This window comes from Herbaspirillum sp. YR522 (assembly GCF_000282575.1).
Lineage (GTDB): Bacteria > Pseudomonadota > Gammaproteobacteria > Burkholderiales > Burkholderiaceae_D > Herbaspirillum.
The window spans coordinates 1-13,927 of sequence record NZ_AKJA01000026.1; the positions used below are offsets into that span (position 1 = coordinate 1).

At 62.6% G+C, this 13,927-nt stretch carries 14 protein-coding genes and 1 riboswitch; of the genes, 6 read left to right on the forward strand and 8 right to left on the reverse strand.

The genetic code is table 11. The annotated features are described in order from the left end of the window. On the forward strand, positions 1-577 hold a 577-nt coding region (locus PMI40_RS04725; RefSeq protein ID WP_008112678.1), incomplete at its 5' end, for an HAD-IA family hydrolase. A 3-nt stretch (positions 578-580) separates the two neighbouring features. Here PMI40_RS04725 and PMI40_RS04730 read toward each other — a convergent pair. The 4 genes from PMI40_RS04730 to PMI40_RS04745 all read right to left on the reverse strand — a co-directional run bounded on the left by PMI40_RS04730 (position 581) and on the right by PMI40_RS04745 (position 4,279). Continuing rightward, the gene (locus PMI40_RS04730; RefSeq protein ID WP_008112681.1) at positions 581-1,141 is read right to left on the reverse strand and encodes a Fur family transcriptional regulator; all 561 of its coding nucleotides are present in this window, start codon (positions 1,139-1,141) and stop codon (positions 581-583) included. 86 nt (positions 1,142-1,227) lie between these two features. Next, on the reverse strand, positions 1,228-2,211 hold the full coding sequence (xerC, locus tag PMI40_RS04735) for a tyrosine recombinase XerC (RefSeq protein WP_040501671.1): 984 nt from the start codon (positions 2,209-2,211) through the stop codon (positions 1,228-1,230). Between the two features lie 13 nt (positions 2,212-2,224). After that, positions 2,225-2,893, reverse strand: a complete 669-nt coding sequence (locus PMI40_RS04740) for a DUF484 family protein (protein WP_008112685.1) — start codon at positions 2,891-2,893, stop codon at positions 2,225-2,227. A gap of 222 nt (positions 2,894-3,115) precedes the next feature. Next, complete coding sequence (locus PMI40_RS04745) at positions 3,116-4,279, reverse strand: porin (protein WP_008112686.1); 1,164 nt, start codon at positions 4,277-4,279, stop codon at positions 3,116-3,118. A 365-nt stretch (positions 4,280-4,644) separates the two neighbouring features. On the opposite strand from PMI40_RS04745, the gene PMI40_RS04750 reads away from it, so the two are divergent. Then, entirely contained in the window at positions 4,645-6,222 is a 1,578-nt protein-coding gene (locus tag PMI40_RS04750; protein ID WP_008112688.1) for a tetratricopeptide repeat protein, read from the forward strand. Positions 6,223-6,334: 112 nt separating this feature from the next. Here the strand turns inward: PMI40_RS04750 and dapF are convergent, their stop codons facing one another. The 3 genes from dapF to PMI40_RS04765 are packed head-to-tail and all read right to left on the reverse strand — an operon-like array spanning position 6,335 to position 8,964. Next, complete coding sequence (gene dapF / locus PMI40_RS04755; RefSeq protein WP_008112691.1) at positions 6,335-7,192, reverse strand: diaminopimelate epimerase; 858 nt, start codon at positions 7,190-7,192, stop codon at positions 6,335-6,337. Between the two features lie 42 nt (positions 7,193-7,234). Further along, a complete protein-coding gene (locus tag PMI40_RS04760) occupies positions 7,235-8,122 on the reverse strand; it encodes a lipid A biosynthesis acyltransferase (protein ID WP_008112694.1) in 888 nt (295 codons plus the stop codon). Next, positions 8,119-8,964 (reverse strand): lysophospholipid acyltransferase family protein, encoded by an 846-nt coding sequence (locus PMI40_RS04765; protein WP_008112695.1) that lies wholly within the window; start codon positions 8,962-8,964, stop codon positions 8,119-8,121. Before PMI40_RS04765 ends, PMI40_RS04760 begins: the two co-directional genes overlap by 4 nt. A gap of 196 nt (positions 8,965-9,160) precedes the next feature. Between PMI40_RS04765 and metK the strand changes: the two genes are divergently transcribed. From metK to metF, 4 genes are all read left to right on the forward strand, one after another. Further along, positions 9,161-10,324, forward strand: a complete 1,164-nt coding sequence (gene metK, locus PMI40_RS04770; protein WP_008112697.1) for a methionine adenosyltransferase — start codon at positions 9,161-9,163, stop codon at positions 10,322-10,324. 150 nt (positions 10,325-10,474) lie between these two features. Next, positions 10,475-10,574, forward strand: a riboswitch (S-adenosyl-L-homocysteine riboswitch). Between the two features lie 46 nt (positions 10,575-10,620). Further along, complete coding sequence (ahcY, locus tag PMI40_RS04775) at positions 10,621-12,033, forward strand: adenosylhomocysteinase (RefSeq protein ID WP_040501672.1); 1,413 nt, start codon at positions 10,621-10,623, stop codon at positions 12,031-12,033. Positions 12,034-12,118: 85 nt separating this feature from the next. Further along, positions 12,119-12,472 (forward strand): phage holin family protein, encoded by a 354-nt coding sequence (locus PMI40_RS04780; protein WP_040501675.1) that lies wholly within the window; start codon positions 12,119-12,121, stop codon positions 12,470-12,472. After that, complete coding sequence (gene metF, locus PMI40_RS04785) at positions 12,469-13,314, forward strand: methylenetetrahydrofolate reductase [NAD(P)H] (protein WP_008112702.1); 846 nt, start codon at positions 12,469-12,471, stop codon at positions 13,312-13,314. The genes PMI40_RS04780 and metF overlap by 4 nt, the downstream gene beginning before the upstream one ends. 48 nt (positions 13,315-13,362) lie before the next feature. Here metF and PMI40_RS04790 read toward each other — a convergent pair whose 3' ends face one another. Continuing rightward, positions 13,363-13,860 (reverse strand): hypothetical protein, encoded by a 498-nt coding sequence (locus tag PMI40_RS04790; protein ID WP_008112704.1) that lies wholly within the window; start codon positions 13,858-13,860, stop codon positions 13,363-13,365. Between the last annotated feature and the right edge of the window lie 67 nt (positions 13,861-13,927).

Below are 13,927 nucleotides of genomic sequence, written 5' to 3' on the forward strand. Positions count from 1 at the left end.
GCCCCGCCATTACTGGCGGCTGTACGGCGCCACGCTGCTGGGCATGGTGCGCCATCATGGTGTGCGTATCGATGACTTCCTGCATGAGGCCCATCGCTTCGACGATCTGCCCGGCATGGTCCGGGCCGAGCGTGGCATCGGGCGCTGGCTGCGGCAATTGCCGGGTCGCAAGATATTGCTCACCAATGCTCCGCAGCGCTATTCGCGGCAACTGGTGCGCCACCTGCGCCTGCATCGCCATTTTTCGCAGCACATCTCGATCGAATCGATGCAGGTGCATCGACAATTGCGCCCCAAGCCGTCGCGCCTGATGCTGCGCAAGCTGCTGGCCCGCGAAAAGGTCAGGGCGCGTGATTGCATCCTGGTCGAAGACACGGTGGCCAACCTCAAGACCGCGCGCGAACTGGGGGTGCGCACCGCCTGGGTCACCCAGTACATGATCGGCGACCCGCACCTGGCGCACATGAGCGCGCGCCGCGTGCGCGATCGTCATCCGGCCTATGTCGATGTGAAGGTCAGTTCGGTGCGCCAGCTGCCGCGCCGGCTGGCGGCCTTGGGCGTGGTGCGAGGAAAATAGGGTTCAGTCGGCGCAGTCGGCGCACCAGCCCTTGATGGTCAGTTCGACCTCATGGCTCTGGAAGCCCCGGCCCAGGGTCTTGCGCAAGGCATTCTGCAATTGTGCCGCCGGCGGGCGTTGGCGGCCGTCGTCGGCCAATACGGTGTTGAGGAATTCAGAGCCGTCGCTGCCATCGAGGCAAAACACGCGGGCACAGCGCGTGCACTTGAAATGGCCGTGCTGGTGCTGCTTGCCGTGCGCGTGATCATGCAGGCCATGTTCGCCATGGTCGGCACCGACGCTGTAGCGGAAGATGCGGTCGTCGCTGGAGATCTTGTGGGCCAGGCCGGCCTCGGTGAGGCAGTCCAGCGCCCGATAAAGGGTGACCCGGTCCATGTCGGCAAAGCGGTCCTGGATGTCCTGGTGCGACGCCGCGCTACGGGTTTCCAGCAAGGCGCCCAGCACATTGACGCGGGCCTGGGTGACGCGCACGCCGGCTTCGCGCAGCTGGGCCTGGGCCAAGGCCTGGGTCGAGGCGGCGCCGTGGTCGTGGCTGGCAGGGTGCGTGATGGCTTTGGCTTTCATGTGCAAGGTCGGGACAGGGCTGGCCGGGAGCGGCCGGACTACCCGCTATTCTAGCCCATGCCGGTCCTTGCCTGCCGGCGCCCCGATTATTTGCCACCCGTCTTGCGGGCCCGTGGATGGGCCTGGTCGTAGACCTGTGCCAGGCGCTGGAAGTCGAGCGCGGTATAGACCTGGGTGGCGCTGATGGAAGCGTGGCCCAGCATCTCCTGCACGGCCCGCAGGTCCCCCGAGCTTTGCAGCACATGCGAGGCGAACGAGTGGCGCAGCATGTGCGGGTGGACATCGCTGGCCATGCCGGCGCCGCGCCCGTGCGCCTTGAGGCGCAACTGGATCACGCGCGGCGACATGCGGGTGCCGCGCTCGGTCAGGAACAGGGCATGGCCGTGGGCCCCGCTATCGGCCTTGACCAGGTTGGCGCGCAAGGGCAGCCAATGCGCGATGGCCTGCAGGGCAGCGCGTCCGACCGGCACCTTGCGTTGCTTGCCGCCCTTGCCGGTGACCGTCACCTCGGCTTCGTCGAGGTCGATCCAGCTGGCCGACTGGTAGCCGTTGGCGCGCACATCGACCAGGTCCAGGCTGGCCAGCTCCGAGACCCGCAAGCCGCTCGAGTAGAGCAGCTCGAACATGGCCTGGTTGCAGGCGGCCAGGGTGGAATCATCCGGTTTGGCGGGGTCGCGGTGCGATACCAGGCGGATGGTGTCGTCGGCGCCCATTGCCTTGGGCAAGGGCTTGCTCTTCTTGGGCGACTTGACGCCATCGACAGGATTGCTGGCGATCTCGTGCTCGCTCGAGAGCCAGCCAAAGAAACCGCGCCAGGCAGACAGCTTGCGCGAGATCGAGCGCGCATTGAGGCCGCGCGCATGCAGCTGGGCGGCACATTTGCGGATCTGGAACTGGCGCACGGCCAGCCAGTCCGGGGGCTGCGCGCTGGCCGCGCACAGCAGGGCCTGCAATTCGTGCAGGTCGCGTCCGTAGCCCTCTACCGTGTGGGGCGACAGCTTGCGCTGCGTGCGCAGCATGTCCAGGTAGTGCTGGATTGGCGCTGGGGGTGCAGATCCGGGCTTGACCATGGCGCCATCGGGTTCAGCGCAGCAGGCAAGCCAATGCAGCGCTGCCGGTTTCGGCGATGCGGGTCAGGAAGTCGGTACCCATGTCGGCGGTGAAGCGGCCCGGATCGGCCGAACCCAGCACCAGCAGGCCGAAGGTCTCGGTCGAGGCGCCCCCGCGCAGCGGCAGGATCGCGACCGACTTGACCGAAGCGGCGTCTTCCAGCCAGCCGGCGGCTTCGAATTCCTTGTTGGCGCCGCAGAACGGTGCGGTCAGGCCATTGGCGAAGATGCGCGCATCCTCCGAGACCGACTGGGTGAACCAGGCGTCGCCGCCGGTTTGGGCCAGGTTCCACAGACGCAACGTGACTTGCGGCACATGGAAGATCTCCTGCAGGCGCTCGCACAGCACGCGCGGCAGGTCGGCTTCGTTGCGCGCCAGCAGCAAGGCCCGGGTCCATGCCTGGAACTTGCTGGTGATTTCGTCGTTTTCCTGGGCGATGCGCATCAGGTCCGACATGTGCAGTTCCTGCACCTTGATCTTCTCGCGCAGGATTTCCATCTGGCGCTCTTGCAGCGACACGGCGCGCCCCATGACCGGGCTGGTCAACTTGACGGTCGAAAGCAGCTCCGCGTGCTCCTCGAAGAAGTGAGGGTGGTCGAGCAGGTATTCGGCAATCAGTCCTGAGTCCAGTGGGGTGGTCATCGCAATCTTGTTCTAGGTGTGTGGTCTGCATGGCGGCCATTGCCGGGTCCATGCGATAAATATGGCGAGATTATCCTCGCTTAAAGGGGGGCTGACAATTGCTGGTGCGCAAAGCGGCGCCATAAACGAAACGGGCCTGCATGATTTCTCATGCAGGCCCGTTTCAGCTTTAACTCAAGTCCTGATGCCCGGCATCTGCATGCCGGACTTCAACTCCTCGAATTAGAACTTGTGACGGATACCAACAGCGACAGCAGTTTGGTTGTTGTCGTTAGCTGGGCTGTCATACACGCCGGTGTTGACCATGTCCTTGGCGCGGATGTTAGCCACGAATGCGTACAGGTCGGTACGCTTCGACAGCCAGTAGTCGGTGCCCAGGGACACTTGGGTCAGCTTGCCCTTGCCGTTGACGCCATCGAACTGAGCGCGAGTGTGGGTAACTGCACCCAGCAGCTTCAGCGAAGGAGTCAGGGACCATGCGGTACCCAGTTCGTAGATGTCAGCCTTGTTGGTGCGAGCCAGAGTGCGGTTGTTCACTGCCGACAGAGGAGCAGCTGCGCCGATGTTTGCTTGGGTGCTCAGGTCTTGCTTGACGCGCGACCAGTTACCGTACACGCGTGCTGGGCCAAACTGATACGAACCAACAACGTTCCAGCCCTTGTATGCGGTGTTGCCTTGGTTGGCGGCTGCGATTGCTGCAGCGGTCGACAGCAGGCTAGTGTCAGAGGCTGTAGTGCCAGCCTTCGATTGGTAGTAGTTCAAGCCCAGACCCAGAGGACCGTTGTCGTACTTCAGGCCAGCGCCGTACGATTGACCAGCCGAAGTCTTGCCTGCAGTTTCGCCGAAACCGTAGATCAGGTTACCGGTGAAGCCGCTCAGGTTAGCGGTGGTGTAGGAAACCGAATTGTTGGTACGTGTACCTTCCAGGCGGTCCAGGTTGTGGCCGACGTTGCCGGTCAGGCCGCCGAAGTCAGCAACCGAAGTGTAAGCCGAGATGGTGTCAGCGTAGTCGGTTTGACGACCCAGCAGCACGGTACCGAAGCCACCAGCCAGACCAACGACCGACTTGCGACGGAACAGGTTGGTCGAACCTGGATCTTGGCCGTTCAGGGCGCCGTTGTCATTGTTGAAACCGGTTTCCAGGTTGAACACGGCCGACAGACCGCCGCCCAGATCTTCAACGCCCTTGAAACCGATGCGCGAGCCTTGGATCACGCCGGAATTGATGCCGAACTTGCTGCCAGTGCCACCAGTTGCATTGGTAGCAACCTTGCTTTGGTACACAACGCCAGTATCAACGATACCGTAGATAGTAACGGAGCTTTGTGCTTGAGCAGCACCTGCGAACGCGCCGAGAACGGCCAGTGCCAGCAGAGATTTTTTCATTTGACATCCTTCTATAAAAATAGTCTTGAGGATCCGTACTTCTTGTCGGATGGTGAGACATTAAGGGTTCTCATTTGGCATGGCCGCAGATTGGTCGTTTGGCGGCTGAAATTTTGGTTGAAAGCGCGAAACAACCGGCTGAGTGTTGTTTTTTGCAAACGCTTTCCATCGAGAGAATGCTCGAAAGGCACTTTTTTGTTTACCTGGCCTCCATGTTATCGGCCTCGCCGCCCACAACTTGAAGTCGAGTGGCCAGCTTCATGGAATGTTGTTAAAACGATTCATTTCCCGGTATTTGGGATCGATTTTAAAAAAATCTGGATTGTGGGGCATAATTTTGGTTTTCTGATCTATCTGGAAGGTTGATGGCTAATAGAGAAGATCTGGCAATTATCCGGGCCGCCCGCGCCGGCCAGGCCGATGCGCAGCTGACCTTGGGCAAGCGCTACCTGTTTGGCGGCAACGGCTTGCCGCAGAGCCTGGGTACCGCATTCCATTGGCTCGAGCGTGCCGCGCGGCAAGGCCTGGCCGACGCCTGGATGTTGATTGCGCAACATATCCCCTATGAAGTGGTGGTACCGCTGTCCCAGCCCCACGAAGCCGCGCTTTGGTATGAGCGTGCCTTTGACGCCGGCCTGTCCAAGGCCGGCCTGGTGTTTGCACGGCTGGTGCTGGGCAATGTGGCGCACATCAGCGCCGAGCTCAAGAAGAAGGCCATCAGGGCGCTGGAGGCGGTGGCGCGCGAAGGCGATGCCGATGCCCAGTGGCTGCTGGCCCAGCAGTCGGCCACGGTGGAGACGGCCGAGGCCACAGGGCCGTCGCCCATGTCGGGCGCTGCCGAGGATACGCAGCAGTGGACCCGTCGCGCGGCCGACGCCGGGGTGGAGCAGGCGCAGCATGCGCTGGCCGATGCGGCCTGGCGTCAATCGGATTTTCCCGGATTCCGCCTGCGCGCCCAGCCATTGGCCGATGCCCTGCTGCGCCAGTACGATGCCTTGCTGCGGCAACTCAATGCCCCGGCCGAGATGTTGGCGACCAGCCTGGGAGCGCAAAATATCCAGCTGCTGGTACGGCTGGCGCAACTGCACCTGGACGACAAGCGTGCCGACCTGGCCCATGTGCAGCAAATGCTGGAACTGGCCGCGCTGGCCGGTGACCGGGACGCGCAACTGGCGCTGGGGTTGTTGTATGCCCGCATGGATGCGACGGGCGCGCGCAGCTTCCCTGGGCAGGGCTCAGCCAATTACAAGAAGGCGGTTCGCTGGCTGACGCTGGCAGGCGAGCAGGGGTTGGCCAGTGCCTGGTATGCGTTGTCCCGGATCTACCTCAAGCCGGAGTTCTCCCAGCGCAACCTGGTCGATGTCCAGCACCATCTGGAGCGCGCCGCCGAAATGGGGCATGCCACCGCCCAGCTGGAGTGCGGGGTGACGGCCTGGCGCAACCGGCGCGACGACGCAGCCAATGATGTACGGGCGCTGTATTGGTTGCAAAAGGCCGCCAGCCAGGGCAATCAGCAGGCACAGTCGCTACTGGCGAAGGTGGCAGACCTGCCGCTGCCTGCGCCCTGGGCAATGCAGGCACGTGGCCAGCTCACACGGGAGTTGAGCAACGCCTACCCGTTCCTGGTGGCGCGCATCGAACTGGCATCCATATTCGGCCTGACGCGTCCCGAAGCGCTGTTGATCGATTTGAAGCAGGCCGACTGCGGCCATTGCCTGATGGTCGATATCCGGCCGCATTATGCGCGCAGCAAGCGACGCCTGATCCTGGTCGAGACTGGCGAGCAGCGTGGCGTACTGAACCGTATTGCGCGCCTGTTCGAAGATGTCGATTGCAGCCCCAGCGGACCGGAAGGCAATTACCGGCAACGGCTGTATCGGCTCAAGACGGTGCTGCCCGAGGCGGCCGTCGAAGAGGGCGAAGACCAGGAAGTCACGGTCTGACACCGGATCAGGCGTTGTAGACGACAAGGGCTCACCCGCTGGTGAGCCCTTGTCGTTTCGCGCTGATGCGACAGTGACGTGCCCTGACGTATCTTGACGTGTCTTGACGTGCTCAGTCAGGCAGGTCGATCTCGCCCTCGAACACCGTCACCGCGGGCCCTGTCATCAACACTGGCTGGCCAGCGCCATGCCATGCGATGCTGAGCACCCCGCCGTGGGTCTGCACCGCTACCGGTGAATCGAGCAGGCCGCGCCGGATGCCGGCCACCACCGCCGCACAGGCGCCAGTGCCACACGCCAATGTTTCGCCAGCGCCCCGTTCGTAGACTCGCAGGTTCACGTGATGGCGATCGACCACCTGCATGAAGCCGGCGTTGACGCGCTTGGGAAAGCGCGCATGACGCTCGATCAGCGGCCCCTGCGTGAGCACCGGTGCGGCCTGGCTGTCGGCAACCACCTGCACCGCATGGGGGTTACCCATCGATACCACCGAGATCCAGGTCTGCTGGCCGGCCACCTCCAGAGGCCACAAGGTGTCGCTGCCTTCGCTGCGCCCGGCAAGCCCGCTGTTGTCGAACGGGACTTGCTGCGGGTCCAGCACTGGCGTACCCATGTCGACGGTGATGCGGCCATCGTCTTCCAGCCGCGGCTCGATCACGCCCGACATGGTCTCGACGCGGATGGCCCGCTTGTCGGTCAAGCCCTTGTCGGTGACGTACTTGACGAAGGCGCGCGCGCCGTTGCCGCATTGCTCGACCTCGCCGCCATCGGCGTTGTAGATCCGGTAACGGAAATCGATACCCGCATGCCGGGCGCGCTCGACCACCAGCATCTGATCGGCACCGATGCCGAAATGCCGGTCGGCAATGAATTTCCATTGCGCCGGGGTCAGCGCAATCGGCGCGCGGGTGGCGTCGAGCACGACAAAGTCGTTGCCCGCGCCGTGCATCTTGGTGAATTTGATCTTCATGACTTCATTATAGAAGGACTGCCAGATCGCGGGCGGCAGCGATCATGCCTTGGGCGGCTTGGCATAGACGTCGGGCGTGCCGGGCGGGCGCGTCTTGAAGCGCTTGTGGGCCCAGAAATACTGTTCCGGCGCTTCCCGTACACGCGCTTCGATGAAGGCGTTCATGCGGCGCGTGGCAAGGCTGATGTCGTCACCCGGATAATCCTCCCAAGCCGGGTAGAAGGTGGTCTTCCAGCCCTGGTAGTCGGGCAGGAAGGTGGTGATGGCCGGGACCACCTTGGCACCGGTGGCTGCCGCAATGCGTGCGGTCGCCGTCAGGGTGGCGGCCGGGACGCCGAAGAAGGGCACGAACTCGGCATCCTTCAGGCCGAAATCCATATCGGGCAGCATGATGAACGGCTTGCCTTCGCGCATTGCGCGCAGGATGGGCTTGATCCCTTTTTCACGCGACAGCAGGGTCACCGGGCGAAAGCGTGAACGGCCGCGCAGCAATGCCTGGTCGACGATCTCGTTCTGCTGGCGGGCATAGACGGTGCATACCGAGTAGGGCGAGTTGAGCACCAGGGCGATGCCCGGAATCTCCAGGCACACGAAATGCGGACACAGCATGATGACCGGGCCGGCGTCCATGGTCTCGAAAGGCACCCCCGGCTCGACCTTGATCAGGCGCTTCAGGCGCGCTTCTGGCGCCCACCACAGGATGCCGCGCTCCAGCGCGCTGCGCGCATAGGCCTGGAAGTGGCCCCTGGCGATGACGCGGCGCTCGGCTTCGGTTTTCTCGGGAAAGCACAAGCGCAGGTTGATCAGCGTGATCCGGCGCCGCGGGCGCATGTACATATAGAGCAGCGAACCCAGGGCTACGCCGATGCGGCCCAGCACCGGCAGCGGCAACCAGTGCAGCAACCACATGACCAGCAGCAATGCCCTCATGACGATGCTCCCGGCGCACTGACCCCCGGCGGGGTCTTGTAGCGGTTATAGCTCCATATATATTGGGCCGGGCAACGAGCCACCAGTCGTTCCATGGCAGTGTTGATGGCGCGCGCCTGTTGCTGGGGCGTGTCGCCGAGTTCCTGATCGAAGGCCACGAAGCGGGTCGCGAACCCGCGTCCCCATGACAGCCGTTCGGCGTAGACCAGGATCAGCGGCGCACCGCTCATCTGGTGCAACTTGGCCGGCAGGGTCATGGTGTAGGCCGCCTTGCCGAAGAAGTCGGCCCACACGCCCTCGCCGTTCTGGGGGACCTGGTCCGGCAACAGGCCGATGGCCTCGCCGTTCCTCAGTGCCTTGAGCAGGATGCGCACCCCGGCCAGGTTGGCAGGCGCCAGCTTGAGGTTGGCGCGTGCGCGGGCGCCTTCGATCAATGGTTTCAACGCCGCCTTGCGCGGCGGGCGGTACAACGCGCTCAATGCGGTCTTGCTGGCCACGGCCTGGGCGGTGATCTCGAAGCATCCCAGGTGGGGCGTGAGCAGGATGACGCCGCGTCCACCGGCCATGGCCTGCTGCACCAGTTCCCAGCCCTCAATGCGCGCGGTGCGCAATACCCGTTGCGGATTGGCGCACCAGATAAAGGGCAGCTCGAAGATGCCCTTGCCGGCTTCGCCGATTGCTTTATATAAATATGTGCGATGGCCGGCACGGCCGAGGTTATCGATCAAGCGTCGGCGGTAGGACGGTGAGGCCAGAAATACCAGCCATCCCATCGCTATGCCGATCAGATGCAATACGGGCAACGGCAGGAATGACAAAAGACGGAATAAAGAAACGAGCATACTTGCCGATAACGAACGTAGTGGGGGGCGAAAAAACCACCGCCAAATTGCAGAAAAACGCAAGACGCGTAAAATAGCACATGCCGTCGAGTTAATGACAACTTGCGAGACGGGGTATAAATATCGCTAAAGCGTCGCAGGCTCGACTAGATGATTGGCCGCGACATCGTTTAAATCATTTATGTTTGAGGCTTGCATGTCCAACGATTTCCTCTTTACCTCCGAATCCGTCTCCGAGGGTCATCCCGACAAGGTAGCCGACCAGATCTCCGACGCGATCCTGGACGCCATCTTCACCCAGGACCCGCAGTCCCGCGTTGCCGCAGAGACACTGTGCAACACCGGCCTGGTGGTGCTGGCCGGGGAAATCACCACCCGCGCCAACGTCGACTACATCGATGTGGCCCGTGAAACCATCAAGCGTATCGGTTACGACAACGCCGACTTCGGGATCGACTACAAGAGCTGTGCGGTACTGGTCGCCTATGACAAGCAGTCGCCCGACATCGCCCAGGGCGTTGACGAGGGCCGCGGACTGGACCTCGACCAGGGTGCCGGCGACCAGGGCCTGATGTTCGGCTACGCCTGCAACGAAACGCCAGAACTGATGCCGGCGGCGATCTACTACGCGCACCGCATCGTCGAGCGCCAGTCGCAACTGCGCAAGGACGGCCGCCTGCCATGGCTGCGCCCGGACGCCAAGTCGCAGGTGACCTTGAAGTACGTCGACGGCAAGCCGGTCGCCATCGACACCATCGTGCTGTCGACCCAGCACGCGCCCGAGATGGAACACAAGGCCATCGAAGAGGCCGCCATCGAAGAGATCATCCGTCCGGTGGTGCCGGCCGAGTGGATCAAGAACACCCGTTATCTGATCAACCCGACAGGTCGTTTCGTCATCGGCGGTCCGCAAGGCGATTGCGGCCTGACCGGGCGCAAGATCATCGTCGACACCTACGGTGGCGCGGCGCCCCACGGTGGTGGCGCGTTCTCGGGCAAGGATCCTTCCAAGGTAGACCGTTCGGCGGCCTATGCCGGTCGTTACGTGGCCAAGAACATCGTGGCCGCAGGCCTGGCCGAGCGCTGCCAGATCCAGGTGTCGTATGCCATCGGCGTGGCCAAGCCGACCTCGGTCATGGTCACCACATTCGGCACCGGCAAGATCAGCGACGAGCAACTGGGCGACCTGGTGCGCGAACATTTCGACCTGCGCCCCAAGGGCATCGTGAAGATGCTCGACCTGCTGCGCCCGATCTACGCCAAGACCGCCGCCTACGGCCACTTCGGCCGCGAAGAACCCGAGTTCAGCTGGGAACGTACCGACAAGGTTGCCGCCCTGCGGGCGTCGGCCGGGCTGTAACTGGATAAATAGCCGGCGCCGGCCGATGTGAAGACATCAAGGGTTTCACATTCGCCCGGCGCGCGCTAGAATTCAGCTCCCGCCAACGATGTTGGCAGCCGTTGCATGTGGCATTGCATGCAACGGATGAGTTACTCCACAATGTATCGTCCCAGCAAGGAGCGTTGCGACAGGATTCCACCCTGCCAGGCTTGCTGCGGCGAGCAGGGCTTCGTCGCGACGAGGTTCCTTGCAACCGCGCTCACGTTACTTTTTTTCTGTTTACACGAAAGGAGGGCGTGAATAACGCCGTTGCCATGTCTACCAATACCGCTGCATTCCAGGATTACATCATCGCCGACATCGGCCTGGCCGACTGGGGCCGCAAGGAAATCAAGATCGCCGAGACCGAAATGCCGGGCCTGATGGCGATTCGCGAGGAATTTTCCGCCGCGCAACCGCTCAAGGGCGCGCGCATCACCGGTTCGCTGCACATGACCATCCAGACCGCCGTGCTGATCCAGACGCTCGAAGCGTTGGGCGCCAAGGTCCGTTGGGCATCCTGCAACATCTACTCAACCCAGGACCACGCAGCCGCCGCCATCGCCGCAGGCGGTACGCCGGTGTTCGCGGTCAAGGGCGAGAACCTGGATGAATACTGGGACTACACCCACCGCATCTTCGAATGGGCCGATGGCGGCTATTCGAACATGATCCTCGATGATGGCGGCGACGCCACCGTGCTGTTGCACCTGGGTTCGCGTGCCGAGAAGGACATCTCGGTGCTGGACAAGCCCGACTCCGAGGAAGCGGTGTGCCTGTTCAACTCGATCAAGCGCTACCTGGCCAAGGACGCAACCTGGTACTCGAAGCGCCTCAAGGAAATCAAGGGCGTCACCGAGGAAACCACGACCGGCGTGCATCGCCTGTACCAGATGCACAAGGAAGGCAAGCTGGCCTTCCCGGCCATCAATGTCAACGACTCGGTCACCAAGTCCAAGTTCGACAACCTGTACGGCTGCCGCGAATCGCTGGTCGATGGCATCAAGCGCGCCACCGACGTGATGATCGCCGGCAAGGTCGCCATCGTGGCCGGCTACGGAGACGTCGGCAAGGGCTCGGCCCAGGCCTTGCGCGCGTTGTCGGCGCAGGTGTGGGTCACCGAGATCGATCCGATCTGCGCGCTGCAGGCAGCCATGGAAGGTTATCGCGTGGTGACCATGGATTACGCCGCCGAGCATGGCGACATCTTCGTCACCTGCACCGGCAACTATCATGTGATCACGCATGAGCACATGAAGAAGATGAAGGACCAGGCCATCGTCTGCAACATCGGTCACTTCGACAATGAAATCGAAGTCGCCGCGCTGAAGCAGTACACCTGGGAAAACATCAAGCCGCAGGTCGACCACGTGATCTTCCCGGACGGCAAGCGCATCATCCTGCTGGCGGAAGGACGCCTGGTGAACCTGGGTTGCGCCACCGGCCATCCTTCGTACGTGATGAGCTCGTCGTTCGCCAACCAGACCATTGCGCAGATCGAATTGTTCGTCAACACCAAGAACTATCCGGTGGGCGTCTACACGCTGCCCAAGCACCTCGACGAGAAGGTCGCACGCCTGCAACTCAAGAAGCTCAACGCCCAGCTGAGCACCTTGACCGAAGAGCAGGCGGCCTATATCGGCGTCAAGCTGGAAGGTCCGTACAAGGCCGACCACTACCGTTACTGATCGTCGTCCCCGATCATCCGGCCCCGGCCGGATGATCCTGCCTTACCCATCGACAAGCCTAGAGGAAAAAAAAGGAATTGCCATGCTGATGTTGTTACTGACCTGGCTGATCAACGCCGTGGCCCTGCTGGCCGTGCCTTACCTGTTGCACTCGGTGCAGGTCGATACCTTCGGCGCGGCCCTGATTGCCGCGCTCATTCTCGGTTTCGTCAATACCATCGTGCGCCCGATCCTGGTGGTGCTGACCCTTCCGGTAACGCTGTTGACGCTGGGCCTGTTCATCCTGGTCATCAATGGACTGATGTTCTGGGTGGTGGCGCAGCTGGTGGGTGGTTTTCATGTGGGTGGATTCTGGTCGGCAGTCGGCGGCGCGCTGTTGTACAGCATCGTCTCGTGGGCTTTGTCGACGCTGTTGCTCAAATCCGGAAACAAATCATGAAGCCGCATAACTTCAGTATCGAATTCTTCCCGCCCAAGACGGCGGAGGGCACCGAGAAGCTGCGCGTGACACGCGCCAAGCTCAACGCGTTGCAGCCCAAGTATTTCTCCGTCACCTTCGGCGCCGGCGGCTCGACCCAGCAGGGTACGCGCGACACGGTGCTGGAAATCATCGGCGAAGGCTTCGAGGCCGCGCCGCACTTGTCGTGCATCGGCAGTTCGCGCCAGAGCCTGCGGGCGATACTGCAGGACTACAAGGCCAATGGCGTGTCGCGCCTGGTGGCGCTGCGCGGCGACCTGCCCAGCGGTTACGGCGCCATGGACCAGGCTTCCAGCGAATTCCGCTATGCCAACGAACTGGTCGAATTCGTCCGTGCCGAGACCGGCGACTGGTTCAATATCGAGGTGGCCGCGTACCCCGAAATGCATCCGCAGGCCAAGTCGCCCCAGGATGACCTGCAAAATTTCGTCCGCAAGGTCAAGGCTGGTGCCGATTCGGCCATCACCCAGTATTTCTATAATGCCGATGCCTACTTCCGCTTCGTCGACGACGCCGCCAGGCTGGGCGTGCAGGTGCCGGTGGTGGCCGGCATCATGCCGATCACCAATTATTCGCAGCTGATGCGCTTTTCGGACATGTGCGGCACCGAGATCCCGCGCTGGGTCAGGCTCAAGCTGGCCAGCTACGGCGATGACGTGGAGTCGATCCGGGCCTTCGGGCTGGACGTCGTGACCCAGCTGGGCGAGCGCCTGTTGCAGGGCGGCGCGCCCGGCCTGCATTTCTACAGCCTCAACCAGGCCGGGCCGACCCAGGCCATCTGGAGTCGCCTGCTCAAGTCCTGATCCCGGATCGGAACCGGCTTGCAAGCAACCGCGCCGATGCGCGGTTTTTTATTGCGCGGCAGGCGTGCCCGGCACCAGGTATTTCGACTTGGCGCAGTACATCTTGGCATTGACGTCGTTGTAGACGATCTTGCTGCCGGCCTGCGACTGGCGCATCGGGTACTGCGTGTTGTCCTCGGGCGTGAAGCGGATGCCCACCGCGCCGCTGATGGCATCGACCAGCTTGACCGGGGTGGTATTGAAGAAGGCACCGATGAAGTCGGCCGGACTGCTGCCGTCATTGACCAGCACATCCGTGACCTGCATGCCCCACAGGCTGACATTGGTGGCCTTGAACCAGTAGGCGCCGCCTTCGGTCTTGTAGGGCGGGCCAAAGGCTTCATACAGGTAATCGAAGAAATACTTGCTATTGAGCTGGTTCAGGCACAGCAATGCATTGCCGACTTCCGAACCGAAGGTCGGTTGCGGTGCGGCCTGTACCAGCGGTGCGGCCAGGATTGAGGCCGATGCCAGCAGGCTGCCGGCCAGACGACTTACGATGTGCAAACGGACTCCCAGGATGGATGCCGGCCTGTCAAGTTGCCGGTGGTGCGCCGCAACGGCGCCGTTGGGA